Source organism: Klebsiella sp. JN_Kp121 (assembly GCF_040062145.1).
Taxonomy (GTDB): Bacteria; Pseudomonadota; Gammaproteobacteria; order Enterobacterales; family Enterobacteriaceae; genus Klebsiella; species Klebsiella aerogenes.
The window spans coordinates 130,908-155,225 of sequence record NZ_JBEAHX010000003.1; the positions used below are offsets into that span (position 1 = coordinate 130,908).

Below are 24,318 nucleotides of genomic sequence, written 5' to 3' on the forward strand. Positions count from 1 at the left end.
CCCGAGCGGGCGTGCTCGCCCGTTCGGGCCATATTGCTGTTTTTTACGGCAGATAAATTGCTGGCGGTTATTATTTCCCCCTCCTCGCGCTATGCTTATGGCTGCGGCCATGCAGGTCGACTTCTATTCTCACAAGGATTGCCTGAGCGATGTCCGTTTTGCATAAAAAAAGCGCCCGATTACGCGATGAAGAACGCGCCCGCCTGATTTGGCTATTGAGCACTGATAAAGCCGTCACCTCCGCGCTGCTGGGGAAACTCACCCTCGCGGAGCGCTATGATGAAGGGACGCTGGCCGATGACCTGGCGGAAGTGGAAGTGCTGGTGTCGCATCTGCCGCCGCCGGACCTCGCCGATGCCCTGGAAGCGCTGCCCTATGACGCGCGTACCGCGCTGTGGGGGCTGGTTGCCGATGACAAGCGCGGCGAGGTGCTGCTGGAGGCGTCAGAGAGCGTATGGGGCGATCTCATCGACAAGATGAGCGATCACGACCTGATATTTGCCCTGCAATCGCTGGATATTGATGAACAGGTTTACCTGTTGCAGCACCTGCCGCGCGACTTAACCGGCCGCCTGCTGGCGACGCTGCCGCCGGATAAACGCGCGCGCATTCGTCAGATGATGCGCTACGCCGATAACACCGTTGGCGCGATCATGGAATTTGAAGTGATTACCGTACGCCCGGAAGCCACTCTGGCGGCGGTACAGCGCTATCTGCGCCGTCTGGGCAAAATGCCGGAAAACACCGACAAACTGTTCGTCACCACCCGTAATAAACTGCTGCTTGGCGAGCTGGAGCTGCAGACTATTCTGCTCAATGATGCGCAAAAGCGCGTTGGCGAAGTGATGGAAGGCGATCCGGTGACTTTCCAGCCGCAGGAAGAGGCGGAAAAAGTGGCGCGTACCTTCGAGCGTGATGACTTACTGAGTGCTGCGGTGATTGATGCCGACGGCAAGCTGATGGGGCGTTTGACCATCGATGAGATCGTCGATGTGGTGTACGAAGAGACCGATAACGACCTACGCCGGATGGGCGGTCTGAGCGAAGATGATGATGTTTTTGCGCCGGTGAGCAAAGCGGTGAAAACCCGCTGGGCGTGGCTGGCGGTGAACCTCTGTACGGCGTTTATCGCTTCACGGGTGATCGACGGCTTTGAACATACGATTTCGCAGCTGGTGGCCCTGGCCTCGCTGATGCCGATCGTCGCCGGGATTGGTGGGAATACCGGCAATCAGACGATCACCATGATCGTCCGCGCGATGGCGCTGCAGCAGATCCAGCCGGGAAGTTTTACCTTCCTCATCCTGCGCGAGATGGGCGTCGCGCTGATTAATGGCCTGGTATGGGGCGGGATAATGGGCGCTATCACCTGGTGGCTGTACGATGACCCGCAGCTTGGCGGGGTGATGACGTTGGCGATGATGCTCAACCTGCTGATGGCGGCGATGATGGGGGTTATCATCCCGATGGTGATGGTCAAGCTGGGGCGCGATCCGGCGGTCGGCTCCAGCGTGATGATCACCGCGATTACCGATACCGGCGGCTTCTTTATTTTCCTTGGTCTGGCGACGCTGTTTCTGATGTAAGCTGCGCTTTTACGCGCAGGCGGCGAGGGATGAGCGCCATTGCGATAAGCCCCGCCAGTACGCCGATCGCCAGATTACTGGTAGTGACCGTCACGACAACGGTCGCTGCCATGACCACCGTTTCCGGCCACGGATTGCGCGCCAGCGCGGTTGGGCGAATACTCTGCCAGCTGAAGGTTTTCACTGCCACGATCACCATGACCCCGGCCAGCACCGCCATTGGAATTTTGGCCATCACCTGGCTTAGCACCGTCACCAGAAGCAGCAGTACCATACTGGCCACTATCGTCGATAGGCGGCTACGCGCCTTGCCCATTTCTACGTTAACGATAGTCTGGCCGATCATCGCGCATCCGGCGATGCCGCCATAGCAGCCCGCGAGGATATTGGCGATCCCCAGTCCTGCGCTCTCACGTGACTTATTTGACGGCGTATGGGTGAGATCGTCCACCAGCTTTGCCGTCAGCAGCGATTCCATCAGGCCGACAAAGGCGATACTCAGGGCGCAGGGCCAGATAATTTTTAAGGTGCTTAAATCCAGCGGCACCGCCAGCGCGTTGAAGCCCGGCAGACCGCCGCTCATAGCGCCTTCATCACCCACGGTCGGCAGGAGCTGTCCGCTGGTGACGGTATAAGCAGTAAGGAGGACGATAGCGATAAGCGGCGCCGGCACGGCTTTGATAAAACGCGGCGCCCACAGCACGATGAGCAGCGTCAGAACGAACAGGCCGACGATGAGCGGCTGCCTGCTCCAGAAATGGGGAACCTGGGCGAAAAAAATAAGAATGCCTAGCGCATTAACAAACCCGGTCATCACCGGTGGCGGGATAAAGCGCATTAACCGCGCCATACCGCATATCCCAAACAAAATTTGAATAATACCAGCCAGAATGACAGCAGGCAGAATATACCCTACGCCATGCTGATGTACCATCGGGCCGATCACCAGGGCGACAGAACCTGCCGCCGCCGTCACCATCGCCGGGCGCCCGCCAAGAACCGACATCGCCAGACAGAGCACTACCGAAGCAATCAGGCTGACCTGTGGGTCAACGCCGGCAATGACCGAAAATGAAATGACTTCAGGGATTAACGCCAGGGCAGTCAGCACGCCAGCAAGGGTCTCGCGTGTTATCAACGCCGGAGAGAGAGAGCGGAAAGTTGAGGGCATAAAAGTTCGCGGATGATAAAAAATTTGAAGTGAGGCATGCCGCCGTTGGCGTGCGCTCCATCACAGAACGGGAGATGATAGCGCGGAAATGACCATCATACCAGTACAAAAAGTGATTTTGTGTACACATTTATTAAACATTTTTATAACAGATCTCAAAACTCAACTTAAAATTTAAACAATATTTAAATTTTTGAGTACAGGTGGTACCTTTGATCCCGAGAATCGTTTCACCTGCGCTAAATAAAAAAGCGAGTAAAAGTAAGGCTCAAATCCGATGAAGAAAAAGATGGCCGTACCCAGCTCACAGGCGGTTGGTTCCAATACAAATCGGACCAACACCCGCCATGAGCAAGAGACGGATGTATTGTTGATTGGCGGCGGTATCATGAGCGCCACGTTGGGAACCTGGCTGCAGGAACTGGAGCCGGATTGGTCTATTACCATGGTCGAGCAGATGACCAGCGTTGCCGAGGAGAGCTCGAACGGCTGGAACAATGCGGGTACCGGCCATGCGGCGCTGATGGAGCTTAACTACACGCCGCAAACCGCCAATGGAATCAATATCGACAAAGCGGTCGATATCAATGAGTCCTTCCATATTTCTCGTCAGTTTTGGGCCCACCAGGTGACCCGCGGCATCCTGACTAAGCCGAAATCTTTTATTAATAGCGTGCCGCACATGAGCTTTGTGTGGGGTGAAGACAACGTTAACTTCCTGCGCGCGCGCTACGCCGCGTTGCAGCAGAGCGAGCTGTTCCGCGGTATTCGCTATTCTGAAGATCATCAGCAGATCAAGGAGTGGGCGCCGCTGGTGATGGAAGGTCGCGATCCGCAGCAAAAAGTGGCGGCGACGCGTACCGAAATGGGCACCGACGTTAACTACGGCGAGATCACTCGCCAGCTGATCGCCGGGCTACAGACGCATGATAACTTCTCTCTCCAGTTGGGTACCGTCGTTCGCCGCTTTAAGCGCAATGCGGACAACAGCTGGACGGTGACGCTGGCGGATGCCAACAATCGTCACCAGAAGCGGACAATCAAAACCAAATTCATCTTTATTGGCGCGGGCGGCGCTGCTCTGACGCTGCTGCAGGAAACCGGCATTCCGCAGGCGAAAGAGTACGCGGGCTTCCCGGTTGGCGGACAGTTCCTGGTGTGTGAGAACCCGGAAGTGGTTAATCATCACCTGGCGAAAGTCTACGGCCAGGCGGAAGTTGGCGCGCCGCCGATGTCGGTGCCGCATATCGACACCCGTATTATCGACGGCAAACGCGTGGTGCTGTTCGGGCCATTCGCGACCTTCTCGACCCGTTTCCTGAAAAATGGATCGCTTTGGGATCTGCTGGCCTCGACGAATACCTCGAATATTCTGCCGATGCTTAACGTCGGGATGGATAACTTCGACCTGGTGAAATATCTGATTAGCCAGGTATTGCAGAAAGATAAAGATCGTCATGCCGCACTGTGCGAGTACTACCCGGAAGCGCGCAAAGAGGACTGGCGCCTGTGGCAGGCCGGTCAGCGTGTACAGATTATCAAACGTGATAAGAAGATGGGCGGCGTGTTGCGCCTTGGCACCGAAGTGGTGTGCGATGATGAAGGCACCGTAGCCGCGCTGCTGGGCGCTTCTCCTGGCGCGTCGACGGCGGCGCCGATCATGGTGCAGCTGTTGGAGAAAGTCTTCAAAGACAAAGTACAGACGCCGGCCTGGCAGGCGAAGATGAAAGAGATCGTGCCGAGCTACGGTATGCGTCTGGATGGTAACCCAGCCGCTATTGAGCAGGCGCTGGCGTGGACCAGTGAAGTGCTGGGGCTACACTACGAGCCGACGACCGCGGCGGACGAGGTGCCGCAGGCCGAACTCAAACCGTTGACCGGCGGCAAACCGATGGCGGATATCGCGCTATAACAAAAACGGCAGCCTTCGGGCTGCCGTTTTGTATTACCGCAGGCGATTAACGCTCAACGGCATTACCGATAGTTTCTTCAGCTTTCCAGATGCGGTATTTCACTTCGACGTTGGCCGGAGTATAAACCACGATCGGCAGCTTGCTGTTGTAACGCAGCAGGCCTGTATCGCCGAGACCAGCGGTAATAAATTTCTTCTCTTTCTTACCGTCCGGGCAGGCCATCATGGTGGAAACCGGGGACGTCAGCTTATCAAAGACATAGTAGTCATAGCCCCAGCCTTCCAGGGTTTTGCTTTCCAGTTGACCGCCCAGGCGGTGATGGTTGCAGTCGACTTCCAGCGTCTGGCCAATCATCAGTTCAACTTTTAACGCGGATTCATCCTGCTGCTGCGGCAGCTGAATCACCTGACGCTTCATCCCTTTTTCCGCTTTCGGATAGGGGGCGACTTTCTCCAGCGGCTGTTCAGCGGCTAAGGCGCTGGTGGAAACACAGGCAACGGCCAGCAGAGAAACAGCGAGCGTAGCGATTTTTTTCACGGTTGATCATCCTTTATTATCGTTACTAACCAATACAGACTAACATCATTGTCGTGAATGGTAAGGGTTATTTACCATTATTTTCAATATGAATAGTGAAATGCACTAGCAAGCTGAGGCTTGCGTTAGCTATTCATCGCGGCTGTTTTTGGCTTCTTCAATAAACTCTTCGTCCAGTAAGTCGGCGTTCCCGGCGTGTTCACGGCCCGATAACAGGTTCCAGCAGGCAATAAACAAGGCGGCAATCAGCGGGCCGATGACAAAGCCGTTGATGCCATAGATTTCCATGCCGCCAAGGGTGGCAATCAGGATCAGATAATCCGGCATTTTGGTATCTTTCCCCACCAGTAGCGGACGCAGAATGTTATCCACCAGGCCGATGACAATCACGAAGAAACCGACAATAAACGCCCCTTGCCACAATTGCCCGGTGGCAAACAGGTAAATCGCCGCCGGCACCCAGATGATGGCGGAACCTACCGCCGGGATGAGCGACAGAAAGGCCATTAAAGCGCCCCACAGAATGCTGCCATCAAGACCGACAATCCAGAATGCAAAGCCGCCGAGCGCCCCCTGCGCCAGCGCGACGGCAACGGTGCCTTTAACCGTCGCCCGCGCGACGGCGGCGAATTTGGCAAACAGATGTTGTTTTACGTAATTGGATAGCGGCAAGGATTCAAGGATCAGAAGTACCAGATAGGGGCCATCCTTCAGCAAGAAGAACAGCAGGTATAACATAATGCCGAAGCTGACGGTAAAGCCAAAGGTCCCTTTACCAATCAGGAAGGCGCTACCGGCCAGATACTGCCCGCCTTTCAGGGCGGCATCGGACAGCTGCTGCTGAATCTGTTCCGCGCTATCGAGATTGTGCTCGGAGAGGAAACTTCTGGCCCAGCTCGGGAGATGGGCAAACAGGTTGGCGACCACCGTCGGAAACTGGGTGTCGTTGTGCTGTAACTTGGTGTAGACCACGTTGAGTTCGAAGGCTAGCGACGAAATGATAATCGCCAACGGGGTGAAAACAATAAGACAGATAATCACGACGGTCAGTAGCGCCGCGATACCGTTGCGCTCACCGATGCGCGTACGGATGTTGTTTTTTACCGGATTAAATATCACCGCCAGGATAGCTGCCCACAGGATAGCGGAATAGTAAGGGGAGAGTACGTCAAAAAAGGCCAGGGTAACGATCAGTAAAATAAGGATAAAAAATCCTTTGGTAAGTCCTTTAACTCTCATTGGGTCCGCTCCAGATGATAACGAATACAGTCGAATGATAGATGGAATTTAACAATTTGCCATCAGGATAATCGCAGTCACAAAGGGAAGGGGAGTACAAACATTAAAAAACCCGCGCTCTCAGGGAGAGTGCGGGTTCTAAAGGGGACCGGTGGTTGTAGCAACCTACCGGTTAAATTTTTGGTCGGCACGAGAGGATTTGAACCTCCGACCCCCGACACCCCATGACGGTGCGCTACCAGGCTGCGCTACGTGCCGACGCGTGGAGGATAATATTACCCGTTCCCCCATCGAATGCAAGCGACCGACAACTGATTGATTTAAAATTAATCAATCAGTTAGCGATAAAGCGTTTTTCATCCGTCAGCACCTGCAGCAGCAGGCTGAGCTGCGGTTTTTGGTCTTTAATCTTCTCACCATCGCTGTTCCACGTGTGGTAGGTGCCGTTGTGGTCGAGCACCACGGTCATCGTTGGCGTGGTAATCGCCAGAGTATCGCTATTGGCCGCAGTGACCCAGCTGCGGCGGCGTGCCGGGCTAAACAGGTCTTCGCCCTGCGAATATTCATTCGCTGGCGTCGACACGTGCAGCAGACGCTGCATCAGTGTGGTCATCACGTCTTTGTTATCCGTGAGCGTTGCGATCTCTTGCGCTGGGGTTCCCGGCCAGTGGATAACCAGCGGCACCTGCAGATTGCCACGTGACCAGTCGAATTTACCCTGCTTGTTATCCAGCGGCATACCGTGCCCGGCGGTGATAATCACCACCGTATTATCCAGTTTGCCCGCTTTACGCAGCGCGTCCAGCACGCGGCCAATTTGTGTATCGACGTTGCCTGCGGCGCGGCCATAGGTGCGCGCAAAATTCTGCTGCTGGCTGTTATCAAGATTAGTGCCGTTCAGCGATACCCACGAGAACCAGCGGTTCTCGTCCAGGGCGTAGCGATCCAGCCAGCCGATCCATTGGTCAGCCGTTTGTTCATCGCTCTGCGTTTTAGCCGCCGGCAGCGAGAAGTCCGACAGCAGCGCCTGGCGATAAAGCGGGCTGCTGAAACCGTCTGATGAGAACAGGCCCAGCTGGTAACCCTGTTGGTTGAGGGCGGTAATCAGCGCCGCCGGGATACGCGCCGAGAGCACGCCATCCATATAACCCGGCGATATGCCGTAGAACAGGCCGAACATCCCGCTGTCGGTGCTATTACCGGAGCTCATATGCTGGCTAAAGTTGACGCTCTCTTTCGCAAAAGCCGCCAGTTGCGGCATGTTCTTCTCGAAACGTGAATAGTTAAGGTTATCCACGGTAATGAGCAGCACGTTGTAACCCGTACCGAGGTCGCGATAGCGCAGATCGCTCAGCGGATACTGCACCGAAACCGCTTCCGGCGCGCCTTGCTCAACCAGACGACGCTGATAGTCTTGCGCATCGAGCAGGCCATGCTTCTCAAGGAAGCGGCGGGCGGTCATCGGATAAGAAAGCGGCAAGTTGGCCCGCTGCATGGTGATCGGGCGATAAAAATTGGCATCCGCCCAGATATAAATCAGGTGGCTGCTGATAAACGAAATAAAGAAAAACCAGGCGACGGGGCGCGCGTAGTGGCGGCGGCGCGTCAGGCTGCGCAGCTTTTGCCAGCTCCAGGTGGCGAAGAGCATCTCAATCAGGAAGATGATCGGTACGCTGATAAACATCAGCTGCCAGTCGCGAGCCATCTCGTTCTGATCGGGGTTAATCACCAGTTCCCAGACGACGGGATTTAAGTGCAGGTGGAAGCGAGTGAAGACTTCGCTATCGATTAGCAGCAGCGTCATCCCCGCGGTGGCGAAGATAACCGACAGGAAGCGCATAAGCCGCTGCGAGCCGACAATAAAGGTCAGCGGAAAGAGAATCAGTACATAGCTGGTGAAAACCAGAAAACTGAAATGACCAACGAGGCTGACATACGAGAATACTCGTCCGGCAAGCGTCGTTGGCCAGTCGGCGACAAAAAGATAGCGGCTGCCGAGCGCCATAGCCAACAATATGTTGAACAGGGCGAACCAGTGTCCCCAGCTGACCATCTGGGAGACTTTTTCTCGGTAGGGCTGACGAAGAGTCACCATATACTGTTGTTCGTTATCCTTAGTGCGCGGGATCGTCGTTAATGGACGATTGCAGCGCCTGGGCGAAAGAACGGGCGATTGCCTGACGCTGAGCCGGCGCGACGCTACTGTTGAGCAGGTTGGTCACCATATTGCCCAGCACCATCAGTGACAGGTCAACCGGCGCTTTGTGTGTTTCCAGGACGTTCGTTAGCTCGCTGAGCAGCTGCTCGACCTGTTCATCGCTATAGCGGGATATTTGTGGCATAAACTCAAAATCTGTTTGTTCGTGAAAGGGCAACATATTACCGTAGCAGCAGCTTTTTTTCCGCATTTTTTCGCCACGGCGCAAAAGCGCCCGGCCACGCGAGTCTCAAGCATAAAAGAGGCGTCTGCCGGTTGCGTCGTCGTCCCGGTGGTGGTTGAATACCGCCCGGTCTAAAAGGAGAGTTTAACATGAGTCTGGATATCGACCAGATTGCCCTGCATCAGTTGATCAAACGTGATGAACAGAATCTGGAACTGGTGCTACGCGAGTCGCTGCTGGAACCAAATGCCACTGTCGTGGAGATGATGGCCGAACTGCATCGTGTCTACAGCGCAAAAAGCAAAGCCTATGGCCTCTTTAATGAAGAGAGCGAGCTGGCGCAAGCGTTGCGTTTACAGCGTCAGGGTGAAGAAGAATTTCTTCCTTTCAGCCGTGCGGCCACCGGCCGCCTGCGCGATGAGCTGGCGAAGTATCCATTTGCCGAAGGCGGCATTGTGCTGTTCTGTCAGTATCGTTACCTGGCGGTCGAGTATCTGCTGGTGGCGGTGCTCAATAATCTGAGCAGCATGCGCGTTAACGAAGAGCTGGATATCAGTTCCACCCATTATCTGGACATCAACCATGCCGACATCGTGGCGCGTATCGATCTGACCGAGTGGGAAACCAATCCCGAATCGACCCGTTATCTGACCTTCCTGAAAGGGCGGGTGGGGCGTAAAGTCGCCGATTTCTTCATGGACTTCCTCGGCGCCAGCGAAGGGCTCAATGCCAAAGCGCAGAACCGCGGTCTGTTGCAGGCGGTGGATGATTTCGCCGCTGACGCGCAGCTGGATAAATCCGAGCGCCAGAACGTGCGCCAGCAGGTGTACGCCTACTGTAACGAACAGCTGCAGGCGGGCGAAGAGATCGAGCTGGAATCGTTGTCGAAAGAGCTCTCCGGCGTCAGCGAAAAGAGTTTCCAGGAGTTTACCGCCGAGCAGGGTTATGAGCTCGAAGAGAGCTTCCCGGCGGATCGTAGTACGCTGCGCCAGCTGACCAAATTTGCCGGTAGCGGCGGCGGCTTGACCATTAACTTTGATGCGATGCTGCTCGGCGAGCGCGTATTCTGGGATCCGGCAACGGATACGTTGACCATCAAAGGTACGCCGCCGAACCTGCGCGATCAGCTGCAGCGCCGTACCTCAGGCGGTAATTAATCCCTGCTGATTATCCCGGCGGAACATGATGCCGCCGGGTTAACCTGCTACCTGAATAATCCCGACGCCGCTTTGCTTAAGCTTCTGACGTAACCTGTCATCCAGTTCGCTATCGATAACCACTGTGCTGGCAAGATTAAGCTCGCCGATGGCAAACGCGGAGGCGGAATTAATTTTTTCGGCCGAGGCCATCACCACGGTTTCTGCGGCTCTGGCCGCCAGCGCGCGCTTAATGCCCGCCTCTTCATAATCACCGGTGGTAAAGCCCGCCTGCGGGTGCACGCCGGTAACCCCCATAAAGAACAGATCGGCATGAATCCGCGCCACCGCCGCCAGCGTCCCGGCGCCGACCGTAACTACGGAATGTTTAAACAATGTACCGCCGAGCAGGATCACTTCGATCCGCGGATGCTCGACCAGCGCCACGGCGATCCCCGGACTGTGCGTCACCACGGTACAAGCAAGGTCGGCAGGTAGCGCGGCGATCATCGCCGTGGTGGTGGTGCCGCCGTCGACGATGACCACCTGCCCTGGCTGGATAAGCGCCGCTGCCCGGCAAGCTATCGCCTGTTTGGAAGCCATCTGCACGCTTTTTCTGCTTTCGATTGGCGCGATAGCGGCGGATACCGGCAGCGCGCCGCCGTGGACCCGTTGCAGTTTACCTTCCGCCGCAAGTTCGCGCAGATCGCGACGAATGGAGTCTTCTGAGACCTGAAAGCGCTGACTTAACTCCCCCGACATCACCTGTTTTTCTGCGGCAAGGATCTGCAGGATGTGCTGTTTTCTCTGGCTGGCGAGCATTTTGTTTACTTCACGATTGATCTTGTTTGTGCACGATTATGCATGTTATGTTGCCCACTGTCACCTTGGAAGGGGAAAAATCATGCATGAAGACGCACCGCGCGTTCGCCACATTCGCGAAACGCTCTTGTCCGATAACTGGTACACGCTGAAAAAATATACCTTTGAGCTGTTGCGCCGGGATGGGCGCTGGCAGGAGCAGAGCCGGGAAGCCTACGACCGCGGCAACGGCGCGGTTATTCTGCTCTATAACCGCCACAAGCAGAGTGTGGTGCTCATCCGCCAGTTTCGTTTTCCGGTGTGGATCAACGGTCACGACGGCTTTCTGATCGAAGCCGCCGCGGGATTACTGGATAACGCCTCGCCGGAAGAGCGCATTATCGCCGAAGCGGAAGAGGAGACCGGATTTCGCGTTACCCGCATTGAGCCGGTATTCACCGCGTTTATGAGCCCGGGGTCGGTTACCGAGAAGCTGTATTTCTTTATTGCAGAATATTCCGCGGACGATCGCCGTGGCGATGGCGGCGGGCTGGCGGCGGAAGGAGAGGATATTGAAGTGCTGGAGTGGCCGCTGGCGCGGGCGTTACAGGCCATTCGCGAGGGTGAAATCGTGGATGCGAAAACCATTATGCTGCTGCAGCACCTGGCGTTAAATGCCGATACGCTCCTTGCCGGTTAAGCGGCAAGGAGCAGGGGAGATTAGCGCAATTCGCGGGCAATGGCGCTGTACATCAGCGCCGCTTCCAGCGGCTGTGCGTTAAAGGACGGTTCCGCTTGTGGCCAGGTTGACCACTGCACGATCACCAGATGTTCCGCACGGTTGACCATAATCACCTGGCCGTAGATCCCCAGCGCCCACAGCGAACCTTTCAGCCCTTCCTGCGGCGTCGGCTGTACGTTTTGCGCATTGGCCGGAATGGCGTTATTCCACCATTGATAGCCATAGATACCTTCCGGATGCGCGGCTGAAACCGAGTTCAGCGCTTTTGTCCAGCTTGCGGCTTGATCGAACCAGCCAGCGGGCACCAGCTGTTTACCGTTGCTCAGGCGGCCATCGCGGGCGACAAACTCGCCAAAGCGGCCCCAGTCTTCGAGGGTGGCGTTAAAGCCGTGAGCGCCGACATCATGTTGTCCTTTTTTGTAGGCGTGCCATACACCATCGTGGGCCATACCCGCAGGCTGCCACAGTGATTGTTCAAGCCAGGCGGCCAGCGACATACCGGTCGCGCGCTCCAGCACATCGCCCAGCAGCCAGGCGCCGCCGGAAGAGTAGGACCACTGCTCGCCTGCCGGGTGTTTACGCGACAGCGTCGACACAATTTTACGCACGCAATCATAGGCGCCGGGCTGTGCTTCACACTGGGTCAGACGGGCGAAGTGCGACTGTGGATTGGTGTAATCTTCATTCCATTCCACGCCGCTGGTATGTTGAATGAGCTGCTTGAGCGTTACGCCGTCCCAGGCGGTGCCTTTCAGTTCGGGTTCATAAACGGTAATCAGGTCGTCGAGGGAGTGGATTTTACCCTGTTGAATAGCGATGCCGACCAGCGTTGAGACGACCGATTTGCCCACCGAGCGCGAGGTCCACAGCGTGGTGTCGGTATTACCTTCGGCGAGATATTTCCAGGCGACTTTACCGTCTTTCAGCACCAGCATACCGCTGACGTTTTCGCGCTTCAGGTAATCCTGCAAATTCCAGGTGTGGCCGTTGAGCGTATAGCGGGCATCGGTCAGTTGCTTTTCAGCGCGCTCCAGCGGGACCGAGGCGCTGTGGCGGAATACATCGCCAGCATAGTTTCGATAGTCATTACGAAAGCCAATCACGCGTGAAGTCTGATCCCAGGTGAGCATGTCTTTGGCCGCGGGTAGCGTTTGATCGTAAGGCGTGGGGCAGACATCCAGCGTCAGGCCGCCGCAGTTTTGCGCCATTGCCGCCGCCGGCAGCGCCGCCAAAATTAACGCCAGGGCCAGTGGTTTTCTTATCATTTTCATTTCCTCGTTTGCCATAGATTCGCATCGCAGTATATAAATCGGCGCGCAGCGGCTAAAATCACTACATGGGGGATTTTCCCCCGAAAGGGAGAGAAGGATGAAAACCCTGCAGTATTCATTTGCACAGATTGAAGCCTTCGCGACGATTGCTGAGACCGGTAGTCTGTCGCGGGCGGCGATCCGTTTAGGGAAAGACCGTACGACGCTTCGCGATCTGCTGGATTACCTGGAAGATGCGTTGGGCTACCGGCTATTCAGCCGTGCAGGGCGTAGCCTGACCTTAACCGCCGAGGGCGAGCAGCTTTTTCGCCAGGCGCACCTGTTGTTGCGTCAGGCGCAGGCTTTCGAATCTTTTGCGCAAACGCTGCCGCAAACGGCCTGGCAGGAATTACGCCTTGTGTACGATCCCTTCGTGCCGCGTGAATTTCTCTGTTTGCTGGCCGATACGCTTGCCCGGCGGCAGATCCGTTTAAGCTGCTGGAGCGCTTCGCGTCGCGAAGCCGAGCAGGCGTTGAGCGATGGCGTCGCGGATATGGCCATTTGCCAGGCGAACAATCGTACGCTGGGTAGCGAAATGGAGTGGCGGGCGCTGGGTACCGTTGATTTACGCTTTTACGCCGCGCAGCGGTTGTTCGCTGGTACCGCAAGGCCGCTGACGTTGCTGAATTTATCGCTCACCCCGCAGTTAGTCATGCACCGGCGCAGCGACGATCAAATCGCCCGCCGGTTGCAGATATCCGGGCATACGCTGTATATGAATGAAATCACCATGTTGCGCCACGCAATGGAGCAGGGGCAGGGGTGGGGTTTTTTACCCGACCATTTACAGCCCGGCGAGTGGCAGGGGGTAGCTGAAATTGCTACCGAGGTCGGTAATCAGGGGCTTAACGTTACCATGGTGATGCTGTGGTTGCCGGGAATGAATAAACACCGCGCGTTGGGAGAGATTGTTGACGACGCGCCAGGGTTATGGCAGCGCAGATAACAAAACGCCCCGGGTCAGAAGACACCAGGGCGTTTGCCATACAACTTGCTATCGGCGATTAAGCGCGAACGAAGTCGATGTGGGTCAGTTTCGGCTTGAACGCGTGACGCTGAACAGCCTGAACTTTAACTTTTTCTTCTTTGCCATCGACAACCAGGGTCAGAACTTCGCCGTAGAACTCAGCTTTGTCCTGCATGTTCCACAGTTTGTCGTGGTCCAGTTCGATAGCAACCGGAGCAGCTTCGCCACCGTAGATGATTGCCGGGAACTTGTTAGCTGCGCGCAGGCGGCGGCTCGCACCCTTACCCTGCTCTTTACGTACTTCTGCGTTGATAGTAAACATTGATGTCTCTCTATATATAAAGCCTGCAACAGGCGACCCAGCAGCAGGCAGATTATCTGCTTTGCGAATGCAAAAGCGGGCGGCATTATAGCCGCCTATCGGCACAGCGGCAATCAAAACCTCAGTTTTTGACGGATTAACGTAGCTCATTGGCGCGACGGAAACGCCCCTGATAATCGAACACTTTTTCCCGCACCTGCCAGTATTGCCCCTTCATACGGGCGACGACAAAGTCCGGATGGCGCAGCAGCGCCTGCTGGGCAATGATATCCGCCGGGGTTATCCAGCGCAGCGGCACGCCCGGCGTACGGGTATGCGGGCGGATAAACAACTGCTCAAAGGCGGTACGCTGTGCGGGCGTTTGCAAACGGAAGCGCTCACTCACATCGGCGCCGTCCTCATCGTAATAGGTGATTTTTAGCCACGGGCCTTTTTCGTCGCCGCCATGCTGCAGCGCCATGCCGCTGCAGCGCAACACCAGCGCGTCTTTAAGCTTCAGCGCCGCCTTCAGCATGTCGTCCGGGTCGACCAGCACCGTATCGCACTCGCGACAGCGGCGGGCGGCAATGTCATTCTCGGCGTTGCACTGCGGGCAGTTTTTAAAACGAAAGCGGAAGTCGCACTGTTCGCGGTGGCCGTCGTCGTCTTCGAACCAGCCCTGGCAGCGGCGGCCAAAATGCTCAATCAACGTGCCGTCGGCGGTGGTTTTCCCCCAAAAAGTATTGGCGAAACCGCAGGCCGGGCAGAAGACCTGTACCGGGACATTATCGCTTTTGCCTTTTGGCGTGCCGACTTCCGGCGCATACAGGTCGTGAGGGTTGCCGGCATAGTCGAGGATCAGACAGTCGGTTTTGCCCGGCGCCAGACGCAGGCCGCGGCCAACAATTTGTTGGTAAAGGCTTACCGACTCGGTTGGCCGAAGAATCGCGATAAGATCGACGTGCGGCGCGTCAAAGCCGGTGGTCAGTACCGCGACGTTCACCAGATAGCGATACTGCTGCGCCTTAAAGGCTTCGATGATGCGATCGCGCTCCGGCCCCGGGGTTTCGCCGGTAATCAGCGCCGCCTGCGCGGGCGGCAGCAGGCCGGTAATTTCCCGCGCGTGTTCGACGGTCGCGGCGAAGATCATCACGCCTTTACGGTTTTCGGCAAACTCAACGATTTGGCTAACGATATGCGGCGTGATGCGCTGCTGTTTTTTCAGCTCGTGGTTAAGGTCAGCTTCGCTGAACAGGCCATTGCTCTGCGCCTGCAGGCGGCTGAAATCGTACTGTACCACCGGCATATCGAGGCGCTCAGGCGGCGTCAGGTAGCCGTGCTTAATCATATAACGCAGCGGCAGTTCATAGATGCAGTCGCGGAACAGCGCTTTCTCGTCGCCGCGTACCATACCGTGATAGTGGAACTGATAGATCCAACCCTTGCCCAGGCGGAAAGGGGTGGCGGTCAGGCCAAGCAGCCTGAGATGCGGATTCACCTGCCGCAGGTGGCTGATGATTTGCTGATACTGACTGTCGTCATCGTCGCTGATACGGTGGCACTCATCGACGATCAGTAAGGAGAATTCGCTTTGAAACTGCTCAAGATTACGCGCCACCGACTGCACGCTGCCGAAGACGACCTTGCCCTGGCTCTCCTTACGCTGCAGACCGGCGGCGAAAATATCCGCTTCCAGCCCAAGCGCACAGTATTTACTGTGATTCTGCGCCACCAGTTCTTTAACGTGGGCCAGAACCAGTACGCGTCCGCGCGCCAGCCGCGCCAGTTCGGCGATCACCAGGCTTTTGCCGGCGCCGGTCGGCAGTACGATGGCGGCGGGCTCATGGTGACGGCGGAACCAGGCGAGCGTGGCGTCAACGGCCTCTTTTTGGTAGGGACGTAGTGTAAAAGTCATCAATTCTCGGGGGTTAATTAACTCGCAAATAGTATGCCATGAATCTTTTCCCTTGAGTGGTGTTAAGAGCCCGTTATACTAACCAATGGAATTCTTCTTTTTCGGGCGAGATGCCCGCTCCAGCATTATTACAGGCTAAAAAATCTCATGCGACTTGATAAGTTTATCGCTCAGCAGCTTGGCGTCAGCCGTGCTATTGCCGGGCGTGAAATCCGCGGCAGCCGCGTTACCGTGGACGGCGACATTGTGAAAGATGCCTCCTTTAAGCTCCAGCCAGAGCACGAGGTGGAATATGACGGCAATACGCTGACCCAGCAGCACGGCCCCCGTTACTTTATGCTCAACAAGCCGCAGGGTTATGTCTGTTCAACAGACGATCCCGATCATCCAACGGTGCTTTATTTTCTCGATGAGCCGGTTGCCCATAAGCTGCACGCCGCCGGGCGTCTGGATATCGACACCACCGGTCTGGTACTGATGACCGATGACGGTCAGTGGTCGCACCGCATCACTTCGCCGCGTCATCACTGCGAAAAAACCTATCTGGTGGAGCTGGAAAATCCGCTGGAAGAGGGCGTCGCCGAGCAGTTTGCCAAAGGCGTGCAGCTGCATAATGAAAAAGATCTCACCAAACCTGCAGTCCTCGAAGTTATCACTCCGACAGAAGTGCGCCTGACCATCAGCGAAGGCCGCTACCACCAGGTAAAACGCATGTTCGCGGCGGTGGGTAACCACGTCGTGGGATTACATCGCGAGCGTATCGGCGACATTACCCTCGATGCGTCGCTGGAGCCCGGCGAATACCGCCCGCTGACGGAAGATGAAATCGCCAGCGTTGGCGCCCCACAAGCACGGAGTAAAACGTGACGACAAAGCAGAATTCTTCATTTGGGATTGTGTTTATTCTTGGCCTGTTGGCCATGTTAATGCCGCTGTCGATTGATATGTATCTGCCGGCGCTGCCGGTCATCTCGTCGCAGTTCAACGTGCCGGACGGCAGCGCGCAAATGACGCTCAGTACCTATATTCTGGGCTTTGCGCTGGGGCAGTTGCTGTACGGGCCGATGGCCGACAGCATTGGCCGTAAACCGGTGATCCTTGGTGGGACGCTGATATTCGCCGCGGCGGCGGTGGCCTGCGCGTTGTCGCAGACCATCGAGATGCTGATTACTATGCGTTTCTTCCACGGCCTGGCGGCCGCGGCGGCCAGCGTGGTGATCAACGCCCTGATGCGCGATATCTACCCGAAAGAGGAGTTCTCGCGCATGATGTCGTTTGTCATGCTGGTCACCACCATTGCGCCGCTGGTGGCGCCGATGGTCGGCGGCGCGGTGCTGGTATGGTTCAGCTGGCACGCGATTTTCTGGATCCTGGCGCTGGCGGCGCTGCTGGCATCGGCGATGATCGCTTTCTTTATTAGCGAGACGCTGCCGGTAGAACGGCGGCAGAAATTTCATATTCGCACCACGCTTGGCAACTTCGCCACCCTGTTCCGCCACAAGCGGGTACTTAGCTATATGTTGGCCAGCGGCTTCAGTTTTGCCGGCATGTTTTCATTTCTCAGCGCGGGTCCATTCGTCTACATCAACATTAATCACGTGTCGCCGCAGCACTTTGGCTACTATTTTGCGCTGAATATCGTGTTCCTGTTCATCATGACCATCATTAACAGCCGCTTTGTCCGCCGGGTCGGCGCATTGAACATGTTCAGAGCCGGGCTGTGGATCCAGCTGGCGATGGCGGTGTGGATGGTGGTGTGCGCGCTGCTTGATGTTGGTTTCTGGTCGCTGGTGGTGGGCGTGGCGGCGTTCGTCGGCTGCGTATCGATGGTCTCCTCTAACGCCATGGCGGTGATCCTCGACGAGTTTCCGCATATGGCGGGAACCGCATCGTCGCTGGCCGGAACATTTCGCTTTGGGATTGGCGCGATTATCGGCGCATTGCTGTCGATGGCCACCTTTACCACCGCCTGGCCGATGCTGATTTCTATCGCATTTTGCGCCGTTAGCTCCATTCTCTTCTATCTGTACGCCAGCCGGCGACGAAAAGTCGCACATTAAGTCACATTTTCAGGGGCGATTTCCGCCCCTTTTTTGATACATGTCAACCGAAATCGGCTTCCCTGTTTAGCTATATGTTTCTTTTATGTAAAATCAATTAGTGTAAAAAGTCGCAATGTTGCGATAAAAAAGTTGTTTTGGATCACAGAAACGGGTACATATAGCCGCGAACTGTTTCCGCAAGGCAACTATAAAGTTCTGGATAATAAGCTGTTAGCCCTGACCCCATGCGGGTGTAAGCGTTTTCTAAGCTGTTGCAGGACTATTTGTCAACAATGTGTTAATATTGATGTAAATTTATTGTGAAGCCTTTTGCTTCCGGGGAAACCAAGTGAATACACAGCAACTCTCTATCGTACACCGACTGCCGCAGAGCTATCGCTGGTTGGCCGGTTTTGCGGGTTCAAGAGTTGAACCGATTCCGCAAAACGGCGCTGAGGGCGAAAATAGCCTTGTGGCATTAAAACTGCTCAGCCCGGACGGCGAGAAAGCGTGGCCGGTGATGCGCACGCTGAGCCAGGCGCTGAGCGACATCGAAGTGGACTGTTCCATTCTTGAGTGTGAAGGCGAACCGTGCCTGTTCGTTAATATGCAGGATGAGTTTGCCGCTACCTGTCGTCTGAAAAATTTCGGCGTGGCCATTGCCGAGCCTTTCTCTGGCAACAACCCCTTCTGACCGTCAGCTTAACGCCAGCAGCTGGCGGGTATACTCCTGAAGCGGTGCCGTAAATACGCGCTCGCATTCTCCCTGCTCGACGACTTCTCCCTGCCGCAGCACTATCACCTGATGGCAGAGCGTCCGTACAACACGTAAATCGTGGCTGATAAACAGATAGGCCAGCTGATGCTTTTGCTGTAGCGTCTTCAGCAGCGCCAGGATCTGCGTCTGCACGGTTTTATCCAGCGATGACGTCGGTTCATCCAACACAATCAGCTGCGGTTTGACGATCAGCGCCCGGGCAATGGCAATACGCTGGCGCTGGCCGCCGGAGAATTCCGCCGGATAGCGCTGTCGCGTCGCGGGGTCGAGCCCCACTTCCTGCATCACCTGAATCACCGCGTGTTCACGTTGCGCGGACGTCAACGTCGGCTGGTGAACGCGTAATCCTTCCTCGATAATCTGCAGGACGTTCAGACGCGGGTTGAGGGATGAATTCGGATCCTGAAAGACCACCTGAATGCGTCGGCGCAGCGGCAGCATCTGGCGGCGATTTCGTCCCTGGATCGACTCGCCGGCAAACTGCATTTCTCCGCTGGAGTTAATCAGCCGCAGCAGCGCCAGCCCGGTAGTGCTTTTGCCAGAGCCGGATTCTCCCACCAGCCCCAGCGTTTCTCCGGCCCGCAGGGTAAAAGTCAGATGGTTGACCACTCGATTGTGATCGACCACCCGGCGCAGGATCCCTTTGCGGATTGGGAAGGCGACATTAAGATCGCGGGCCTGCAGTAGGATGGGCGCGTCGGCGGGGAGCGGCACCGGTTTGCCGGCCGGTTCGCTATCCAGCAGGCGGCGGGTATACGGGTGCGTTGGCGCCTGAAACAGCTCCCGGCAACCGTTTTGTTCGACGCAGCGGCCGTTTTGCATCACCGCCACCCGGTCGGCAAGCTGGCGGACGATGCTCAGATTGTGGGTGATGAACAACATCCCCATGTTGAGCTCACGCTTCAGTTCGCGCAGCAGTTGCAGAATCTGCGCCTGTACCGAGACGTCCAGCGCGGTGGTCGGTTCATCGGCAATGAGCAGCTCCGGGCGCGTCAGCAGCGCCATGGCGATCATCACCCGTTGGCGTTCGCCGCCGGAAAGCTGGTGCGGATAGTCGGCAAGCCGTCGTGAGGCGTTGCGGATGCCAACCCGATCCAGACAGTCGAGGATTTCGCCGCGCGCCGCCTCTTTGCGCATGCCGCGGTGCAGCGAAAGCACCTCGTACAGTTGTTTCTCCAGATTATGCAGCGGATTGAGCGACACCATCGGCTCCTGGAAAATCATCGCGATGCGGTTGCCGCGGATCCCACGCAGGGTTCGTTCATCGGCGTGCAGCAATGATTGACCGTGAAAGCGAATATCGCCGCTGGGGTAGCTGACCGGCGGCGAGGGCAGGAGGCGCAGTACCGACAGCGCGGAGACGCTCTTGCCGGAGCCTGATTCGCCGACCAACGCCAGCGTTTCACCTGCGGCAATCCGCAGCGTCAGGTTGCTGACGACCGTTTGGCTTGCCCCTTGCTGGCGGAAGGCGATAGAGAGGTCGTCAATGTCTAATAACGGCTGGCCCATGTTATACCGCCTTACCCGGATCGAAGGCGTCGCGGACCGCTTCGCCAATGAAAATTAGCAGCGTCAGCAGCACCGCCACCGACAAAAATGCCGCCATCCCCAGCCACGGCGCCTGCAGGTTATTTTTCCCCTGCAGTAGCAGTTCGCCCAGCGATGGCGAGCCTAGCGGCAGGCCAAAGCCGAGAAAGTCGAGCGAGGTCAGGGTGGTAATCGAACTGCACAAAATAAACGGCAGGAAGGTGAGGGTGGCGACCATCGCATTCGGCAGCATATGGCGCAGGATTATATGGCGATCGCTGACCCCCAGCGCCTGTGCGGCGCGAATATAATCGTAGTTACGGGTTCGCAGGAACTCGGCGCGAACCACCCCGACCAGCGTCATCCAGCCAAATAAAACGGTAATCGCCAGCAGCCACCAGAAATCAGGTTGCACCACGCTTGAGAGCAGAATAATTAAAAATAGCGTCGGCATGCCGGACCATACTTCAATAAAACGCTGCCCCCACAGGTCGAGCTTACCGCCGTAGTAGCCCTGCAGCGCCCCGGCAAGCACGCCAAGCACGCTGGAGAAGAACGTCAGCAGTAGGCCGAATAATAATGAGATCCGTGCGCCATAGAGGATCCGTGCGAATACATCGCCGCCGTTAGCGTCGGTACCCAGCCAGTTGTGCCGGGACGGCGGCGAAGGGAAGGGGCTGTCGGTGGCGAAATTGATGCTGGTGGCGCCGAAACGCACCGGCGCCCACAGCACCCAGCCGTTTTCCGCCAGCCGTTTTTGCAGCCAGGGATCCTGATAGTCGGCGGCGGTGGCAAAATCACCGCCAAAGGTTGTTTCGCTATAGGTTTTCAGCACCGGTACGTAGAGACTACCGCGATACTGCACCAGCAGTGGTTTATCGTTGGCGATAAGCTCGGCGCACAGGCTGCAAATAAATAGCGCAAGGAAGATCCACAGCGACCAGTAGCCGCGGCGGTTGTGGCGAAAACGCGCCCAGCGGGCCTGATTAACGGGGGAGAGAAATGACATTAGCGGCCCTCGAAATCGATACGCGGATCGACCAGCGTATAGCTGATGTCGCTGATAATGTTTAATAACAGGCCGATTAACGTGAAGATATACAGAGTGCCGAACATCACCGGATAATCGCGCGACACGGTGGCTTCGTAGCCGAGCAGCCCAAGACCATTGAGCGAGAACATCACCTCAATCAGCAGCGAACCGGTAAAGAACATGCTGATAAAGGTGGCGGGAAAACCGGCAATCACCAGCAGCATGGCGTTGCGGAAAACGTGTTTCCACAGGATCTGTTTTTCACCGACGCCTTTGGCGCGGGCCGTTACCACATATTGCTTGCGGATCTCATCAAGGAAACTGTTTTTAGTCAGCATGGTCAGGGCGGCGAAACCGCCGATCACCGTCGCCAGCACAGGTAGGGTGATATGCCAGAGATAGTCGGCGATCTTCTGATACCACGGCAGGCTATCAAAATTAGCGGAGACCAGGCCGCGCAGCGGAAAAAGATCGAAATAGCTGCCGCCGGCGAAGATCACGATCAGTAATATCGCGAACAAAAACGCCGGGATGGCGTAACCGATGATGATAAATGTGCTGCTCCAGACGTCGAAATGGCTGCCGTTACTGACGGCTTTACGGATCCCCAGCGGTATCGACACCAGGTAGATAATCAGCGTGCTCCACAGGCCGAGGGTAATAGATACCGGCAGGCTGTCTTTAATCAACTGCAGCACCGAGGCGCTGCGAAACAGGCTATCGCCAAAATCAAAACGCAGATAGTCGCCGAGCATCTTAAAGTAGCGTTCGTGAATGGGTTTATCGAAGCCGTAGCGGTGGGTGATTTCGGCAATCACTTCCGGATCGAGCCCACGTCCGCCGCGATAATGGCCTTCACTGATATTGCCAACGCCGGTACGTGCATGGCTGGCGCCTATACCGCTATCTACTGCGCCGGGCAACCCGCCGCGGTCGCCGAATTCCACGGCGGCGATCGCCTGATCGACCGGACCGCCTGGCGCAATCTGCACGATAAAAAAATTGATGGTGATGATGGCCCAGAGCGTCGGGATCACCAGTAATAGTCGGCGGAGCAGGTAGGCGCCCATCTTTAATCCTTAACGTCGGTCCGCAGGAAGCCTGGCGGCTTTGTTAACATCGTACCACCAGCCATCAAAACCGGAGGAGTAGGTCGGGCGTGTTTGCGGGAAGGAAAATTTATTCCAGTAGGCCGTCCTGTCCTGCGCCATATACCACATCGGCAGCATGTAATAGTTCCAGGTCAGCACCCGGTCGAGCGCGCGGCCCAGCGGCAGAAGCTTCTGTTTGTTGCCCTGCCAGCGCACGATCTGCGCAATCAACGCGTCGACCGCCGGGTTCTGCACTCCCGGCGCGTTATAGCTGGAGTTAATATAGTCCGAGGCCCACGAAACCTGTAAGCCCGTATCTGGCCAGGCGGTGGCGCGCCACAGTGAGGGCATCATGTCGTAATCGCGGCTCCGCAGTCGGCTGTTGGCCTGGGAGTTATCCACCTGACGGATATCCATCGTCACGCCTAAACGCTGTAAATTATGCTGGAACGGTAGAACCCAACTGACGTTGCCGCCGGAGGCGAGCAGCAGCTCAAAGCGCAGCGGTTTGCCGGTTTTGGCATTAACGCGCTGACGGTTTTTTAGCACCCATCCCGCCTGGTTCAATAGGGCATCTGCTTTGAGTAAATTGGCGCGGTCAAAACCATCGCCGCTGGAAACTGGCGGCTGATAAATCCGGGTAAAGACCTCAGGCGGCAATTCTTTTTTCATCGGCGCCAGCAGGGCGAGCTCATCGGCCTTCGGGTAATCACGAGCGGCATATTCTGTGTTCTGAAAGTAGCTGTTTGGCCGACTGTAGGCGCCGTAAAACAGCGCCTTATTCATCCATTCGAAATCAAATGCAAGGGTGATGGCCTCACGTACCTGACGGTCGGCAAAGACCGGGCGCTGAATATTAAAAGCCAGCCAGCGGGTATCCGTTGCCGAGGTATTCGTTCGATCGTCTTTCACAATATAACCGTTGCTAAAGTTGCGCCCGATATAGCGCGTGGCCCAGTTTTTTGTTGAACTCTCCTCGCGCATATCTACTGCTCCGGCCTTGAAGGCTTCGAAAGCGACGTTATCGTCAAGATAGTAGTCGTAGCGAATCGTGTCGAAGTTCCAGCGCCCGCGGTTTACCGGCAGGTCGGCGGCCCAGTAGTTCTCGACTCGCGAATAGACAATATACTGCCCCATTCGCCAGCGGCTGATACGATAGGGGCCACTGGCGAGCGGCGGCGTTGAAAGCGGGTCACTCAGTTTATGATGGCGCCAGAATGACTCAGGCATTACCGGCAGCGACAGCAGGCTGAGCATATTTTCTTTGCCCGGCTTGGCCAGTTCGATGCGCACCGTCAGCGGGGCGATGGCTTTGACGGTCGTCCCTTTATAGATAAGACGGAACTGCGGTACCCCTTCGGTCATAAATTTGTGGAAGGTGAAAGCAACGTCGCTGGCGGTAATCGGGCTACCGTCATGAAAGCGGGCACGCGGGTTGATGGTAATTTCCATCCACGAGAAATCATCGGCAAAGCGCGCGCGATCGGCTATCAGCGGGTAGTAGCTGCCCGGTTCATCGTCCGAGGTGGTAAACAGGGTGTCATACAGCGCATCGGTGCGTACGCCGGGGTTACCGCGCAGGGCGTAGCGGTTAAAATTGTCAAAGGTGCCAATGGCGGCAAGCGTTATACTGCCGCCTTTAGGTGCGTCCGGATTGACGTAATCGAAGTGATGAAAGTCAACGGCATACTTTGGCTCGCCGATAATAGCGAACGCTTCGCTCTCTTTAATGGTTTGCGCCTGGCTACTCAGGCTAAATAAAGCCAGCAGCAGCAGGCCGATGCGCGCAAACATAGTTGGAATATCATCCTCTGACCATTAACCCCGGTGGTTTCGCATCATAAGCGA

General features: G+C 56.4%; 21 protein-coding genes and 1 tRNA gene. 8 read left to right on the plus strand and 14 right to left on the minus strand.

Features of this window, described 5'->3' with window-relative positions:
• Window positions 1–149 precede the first annotated feature (149 nt).
• Window positions 150–1,586, plus strand: a complete 1,437-nt coding sequence (gene mgtE / locus ABLU86_RS07595) for a magnesium transporter (protein ID WP_015706137.1) — start codon at window positions 150–152, stop codon at window positions 1,584–1,586.
• On the opposite strand, the gene ABLU86_RS07600 is transcribed toward mgtE, so the two are convergent.
• Window positions 1,549–2,757 carry a SulP family inorganic anion transporter gene (locus ABLU86_RS07600; RefSeq protein WP_046883415.1) on the minus strand — a complete coding sequence of 403 codons (1,209 nt, stop codon included), beginning with the start codon at window positions 2,755–2,757 and terminating at the stop codon, window positions 1,549–1,551. The two genes, mgtE and ABLU86_RS07600, sit on opposite strands and share 38 nt — an antisense overlap.
• A gap of 277 nt (window positions 2,758–3,034) precedes the next feature.
• Between ABLU86_RS07600 and mqo the strand changes: the two genes are divergently transcribed.
• The gene (gene mqo / locus ABLU86_RS07605) at window positions 3,035–4,669 is read left to right on the plus strand and encodes a malate dehydrogenase (quinone) (RefSeq protein WP_042893836.1); all 1,635 of its coding nucleotides are present in this window, start codon (window positions 3,035–3,037) and stop codon (window positions 4,667–4,669) included.
• Between the two features lie 46 nt (window positions 4,670–4,715).
• Here mqo and eco read toward each other — a convergent pair whose 3' ends face one another.
• From eco to ABLU86_RS07630, 5 genes are all read right to left on the minus strand, one after another.
• Entirely contained in the window at window positions 4,716–5,207 is a 492-nt protein-coding gene (gene eco / locus ABLU86_RS07610) for a serine protease inhibitor ecotin (protein ID WP_032715000.1), read from the minus strand.
• 129 nt (window positions 5,208–5,336) lie between these two features.
• Window positions 5,337–6,446: an AI-2E family transporter gene (locus ABLU86_RS07615; RefSeq protein WP_015365665.1), complete on the minus strand. Its 1,110-nt coding sequence runs from the start codon at window positions 6,444–6,446 to the stop codon at window positions 5,337–5,339.
• Between the two features lie 181 nt (window positions 6,447–6,627).
• Window positions 6,628–6,704: transfer RNA gene (locus tag ABLU86_RS07620), tRNA-Pro, on the minus strand.
• A gap of 76 nt (window positions 6,705–6,780) precedes the next feature.
• On the minus strand, window positions 6,781–8,541 hold the full coding sequence (gene yejM, locus ABLU86_RS07625) for an LPS biosynthesis-modulating metalloenzyme YejM (RefSeq protein WP_047044938.1): 1,761 nt from the start codon (window positions 8,539–8,541) through the stop codon (window positions 6,781–6,783).
• A gap of 19 nt (window positions 8,542–8,560) precedes the next feature.
• Complete coding sequence (locus ABLU86_RS07630; protein ID WP_015365667.1) at window positions 8,561–8,788, minus strand: YejL family protein; 228 nt, start codon at window positions 8,786–8,788, stop codon at window positions 8,561–8,563.
• Between the two features lie 188 nt (window positions 8,789–8,976).
• Between ABLU86_RS07630 and yejK the strand changes: the two genes are divergently transcribed.
• Window positions 8,977–9,984 carry a nucleoid-associated protein YejK gene (yejK, locus tag ABLU86_RS07635; protein ID WP_015365669.1) on the plus strand — a complete coding sequence of 336 codons (1,008 nt, stop codon included), beginning with the start codon at window positions 8,977–8,979 and terminating at the stop codon, window positions 9,982–9,984.
• Window positions 9,985–10,023: 39 nt separating this feature from the next.
• Here yejK and ABLU86_RS07640 read toward each other — a convergent pair whose 3' ends face one another.
• Complete coding sequence (locus ABLU86_RS07640) at window positions 10,024–10,785, minus strand: DeoR/GlpR family DNA-binding transcription regulator (protein ID WP_032714995.1); 762 nt, start codon at window positions 10,783–10,785, stop codon at window positions 10,024–10,026.
• Window positions 10,786–10,867: 82 nt separating this feature from the next.
• On the opposite strand from ABLU86_RS07640, the gene ABLU86_RS07645 reads away from it, so the two are divergent.
• Window positions 10,868–11,464 carry an NUDIX domain-containing protein gene (locus ABLU86_RS07645; protein WP_047064014.1) on the plus strand — a complete coding sequence of 199 codons (597 nt, stop codon included), beginning with the start codon at window positions 10,868–10,870 and terminating at the stop codon, window positions 11,462–11,464.
• A gap of 20 nt (window positions 11,465–11,484) precedes the next feature.
• Here the strand turns inward: ABLU86_RS07645 and ABLU86_RS07650 are convergent, their stop codons facing one another.
• Window positions 11,485–12,771, minus strand: coding sequence for a serine hydrolase (locus ABLU86_RS07650; protein ID WP_047064015.1), 1,287 nt, complete (start codon window positions 12,769–12,771; stop codon window positions 11,485–11,487).
• Window positions 12,772–12,874: 103 nt separating this feature from the next.
• Between ABLU86_RS07650 and ABLU86_RS07655 the strand changes: the two genes are divergently transcribed.
• A complete protein-coding gene (locus ABLU86_RS07655; RefSeq protein ID WP_047064016.1) occupies window positions 12,875–13,762 on the plus strand; it encodes a LysR family transcriptional regulator in 888 nt (295 codons plus the stop codon).
• 58 nt (window positions 13,763–13,820) lie between these two features.
• On the opposite strand, the gene rplY is transcribed toward ABLU86_RS07655, so the two are convergent.
• Together rplY and ABLU86_RS07665 are read right to left on the minus strand one after the other, a co-directional pair.
• The gene (rplY, locus tag ABLU86_RS07660) at window positions 13,821–14,105 is read right to left on the minus strand and encodes a 50S ribosomal protein L25 (RefSeq protein ID WP_015365674.1); all 285 of its coding nucleotides are present in this window, start codon (window positions 14,103–14,105) and stop codon (window positions 13,821–13,823) included.
• A gap of 136 nt (window positions 14,106–14,241) precedes the next feature.
• Window positions 14,242–15,999, minus strand: coding sequence for a DEAD/DEAH box helicase (locus ABLU86_RS07665; protein WP_032712059.1), 1,758 nt, complete (start codon window positions 15,997–15,999; stop codon window positions 14,242–14,244).
• A gap of 147 nt (window positions 16,000–16,146) precedes the next feature.
• On the opposite strand from ABLU86_RS07665, the gene rsuA reads away from it, so the two are divergent.
• The 3 genes from rsuA to ABLU86_RS07680 all read left to right on the plus strand — a co-directional run bounded on the left by rsuA (window position 16,147) and on the right by ABLU86_RS07680 (window position 18,735).
• On the plus strand, window positions 16,147–16,866 hold the full coding sequence (gene rsuA / locus ABLU86_RS07670) for a 16S rRNA pseudouridine(516) synthase RsuA (protein WP_015365676.1): 720 nt from the start codon (window positions 16,147–16,149) through the stop codon (window positions 16,864–16,866).
• Entirely contained in the window at window positions 16,863–18,059 is a 1,197-nt protein-coding gene (locus ABLU86_RS07675) for a Bcr/CflA family multidrug efflux MFS transporter (protein ID WP_015365677.1), read from the plus strand. Before rsuA ends, ABLU86_RS07675 begins: the two co-directional genes overlap by 4 nt.
• A 331-nt stretch (window positions 18,060–18,390) precedes the next feature.
• Entirely contained in the window at window positions 18,391–18,735 is a 345-nt protein-coding gene (locus ABLU86_RS07680; RefSeq protein ID WP_015365678.1) for a YejG family protein, read from the plus strand.
• Window positions 18,736–18,738: 3 nt separating this feature from the next.
• Here the strand turns inward: ABLU86_RS07680 and yejF are convergent, their stop codons facing one another.
• From yejF to ABLU86_RS07700, 4 genes are read right to left on the minus strand one after another with little or no spacing between them, the layout of a single operon-like run.
• Entirely contained in the window at window positions 18,739–20,328 is a 1,590-nt protein-coding gene (gene yejF, locus ABLU86_RS07685) for a microcin C ABC transporter ATP-binding protein YejF (protein WP_063444968.1), read from the minus strand.
• A gap of 1 nt (window position 20,329) precedes the next feature.
• Window positions 20,330–21,355 carry a microcin C ABC transporter permease gene (locus tag ABLU86_RS07690; protein ID WP_046883887.1) on the minus strand — a complete coding sequence of 342 codons (1,026 nt, stop codon included), beginning with the start codon at window positions 21,353–21,355 and terminating at the stop codon, window positions 20,330–20,332.
• The gene (locus ABLU86_RS07695; RefSeq protein WP_126027660.1) at window positions 21,355–22,449 is read right to left on the minus strand and encodes a microcin C ABC transporter permease YejB; all 1,095 of its coding nucleotides are present in this window, start codon (window positions 22,447–22,449) and stop codon (window positions 21,355–21,357) included. The genes ABLU86_RS07690 and ABLU86_RS07695 overlap by 1 nt, the downstream gene beginning before the upstream one ends.
• 9 nt (window positions 22,450–22,458) lie before the next feature.
• On the minus strand, window positions 22,459–24,264 hold the full coding sequence (locus ABLU86_RS07700) for an extracellular solute-binding protein (protein ID WP_020078277.1): 1,806 nt from the start codon (window positions 24,262–24,264) through the stop codon (window positions 22,459–22,461).
• Between the last annotated feature and the right edge of the window lie 54 nt (window positions 24,265–24,318).

Bases quoted from the DNA above. Each gene is read 5' to 3' on its own strand.
- ABLU86_RS07655 (WP_047064016.1), top strand. From the start codon at position 12,875: ATGAAAACCCTGCAGTATTCATTTGCACAGATTGAAGCCTTCGCGACG.
- rsuA (WP_015365676.1), top strand. From the start codon at position 16,147: ATGCGACTTGATAAGTTTATCGCTCAGCAGCTTGGCGTCAGCCGTGCT.
- ABLU86_RS07630 (WP_015365667.1), bottom strand. From the start codon at position 8,788: ATGCCACAAATATCCCGCTATAGCGATGAACAGGTCGAGCAGCTGCTC.
- ABLU86_RS07700 (WP_020078277.1), bottom strand. From the start codon at position 24,264: ATGTTTGCGCGCATCGGCCTGCTGCTGCTGGCTTTATTTAGCCTGAGT.
- ABLU86_RS07665 (WP_032712059.1), bottom strand. From the start codon at position 15,999: ATGACTTTTACACTACGTCCCTACCAAAAAGAGGCCGTTGACGCCACG.
- mgtE (WP_015706137.1), top strand. From the start codon at position 150: ATGTCCGTTTTGCATAAAAAAAGCGCCCGATTACGCGATGAAGAACGC.
- mqo (WP_042893836.1), top strand. From the start codon at position 3,035: ATGAAGAAAAAGATGGCCGTACCCAGCTCACAGGCGGTTGGTTCCAAT.
- yejM (WP_047044938.1), bottom strand. From the start codon at position 8,541: ATGGTGACTCTTCGTCAGCCCTACCGAGAAAAAGTCTCCCAGATGGTC.
- ABLU86_RS07695 (WP_126027660.1), bottom strand. From the start codon at position 22,449: ATGGGCGCCTACCTGCTCCGCCGACTATTACTGGTGATCCCGACGCTC.
- ABLU86_RS07600 (WP_046883415.1), bottom strand. From the start codon at position 2,757: ATGCCCTCAACTTTCCGCTCTCTCTCTCCGGCGTTGATAACACGCGAG.
- rplY (WP_015365674.1), bottom strand. From the start codon at position 14,105: ATGTTTACTATCAACGCAGAAGTACGTAAAGAGCAGGGTAAGGGTGCG.
- ABLU86_RS07645 (WP_047064014.1), top strand. From the start codon at position 10,868: ATGCATGAAGACGCACCGCGCGTTCGCCACATTCGCGAAACGCTCTTG.
- ABLU86_RS07650 (WP_047064015.1), bottom strand. From the start codon at position 12,771: ATGATAAGAAAACCACTGGCCCTGGCGTTAATTTTGGCGGCGCTGCCG.
- yejF (WP_063444968.1), bottom strand. From the start codon at position 20,328: ATGGGCCAGCCGTTATTAGACATTGACGACCTCTCTATCGCCTTCCGC.
- ABLU86_RS07690 (WP_046883887.1), bottom strand. From the start codon at position 21,355: ATGTCATTTCTCTCCCCCGTTAATCAGGCCCGCTGGGCGCGTTTTCGC.
- ABLU86_RS07640 (WP_032714995.1), bottom strand. From the start codon at position 10,785: ATGCTCGCCAGCCAGAGAAAACAGCACATCCTGCAGATCCTTGCCGCA.
- ABLU86_RS07615 (WP_015365665.1), bottom strand. From the start codon at position 6,446: ATGAGAGTTAAAGGACTTACCAAAGGATTTTTTATCCTTATTTTACTG.
- yejK (WP_015365669.1), top strand. From the start codon at position 8,977: ATGAGTCTGGATATCGACCAGATTGCCCTGCATCAGTTGATCAAACGT.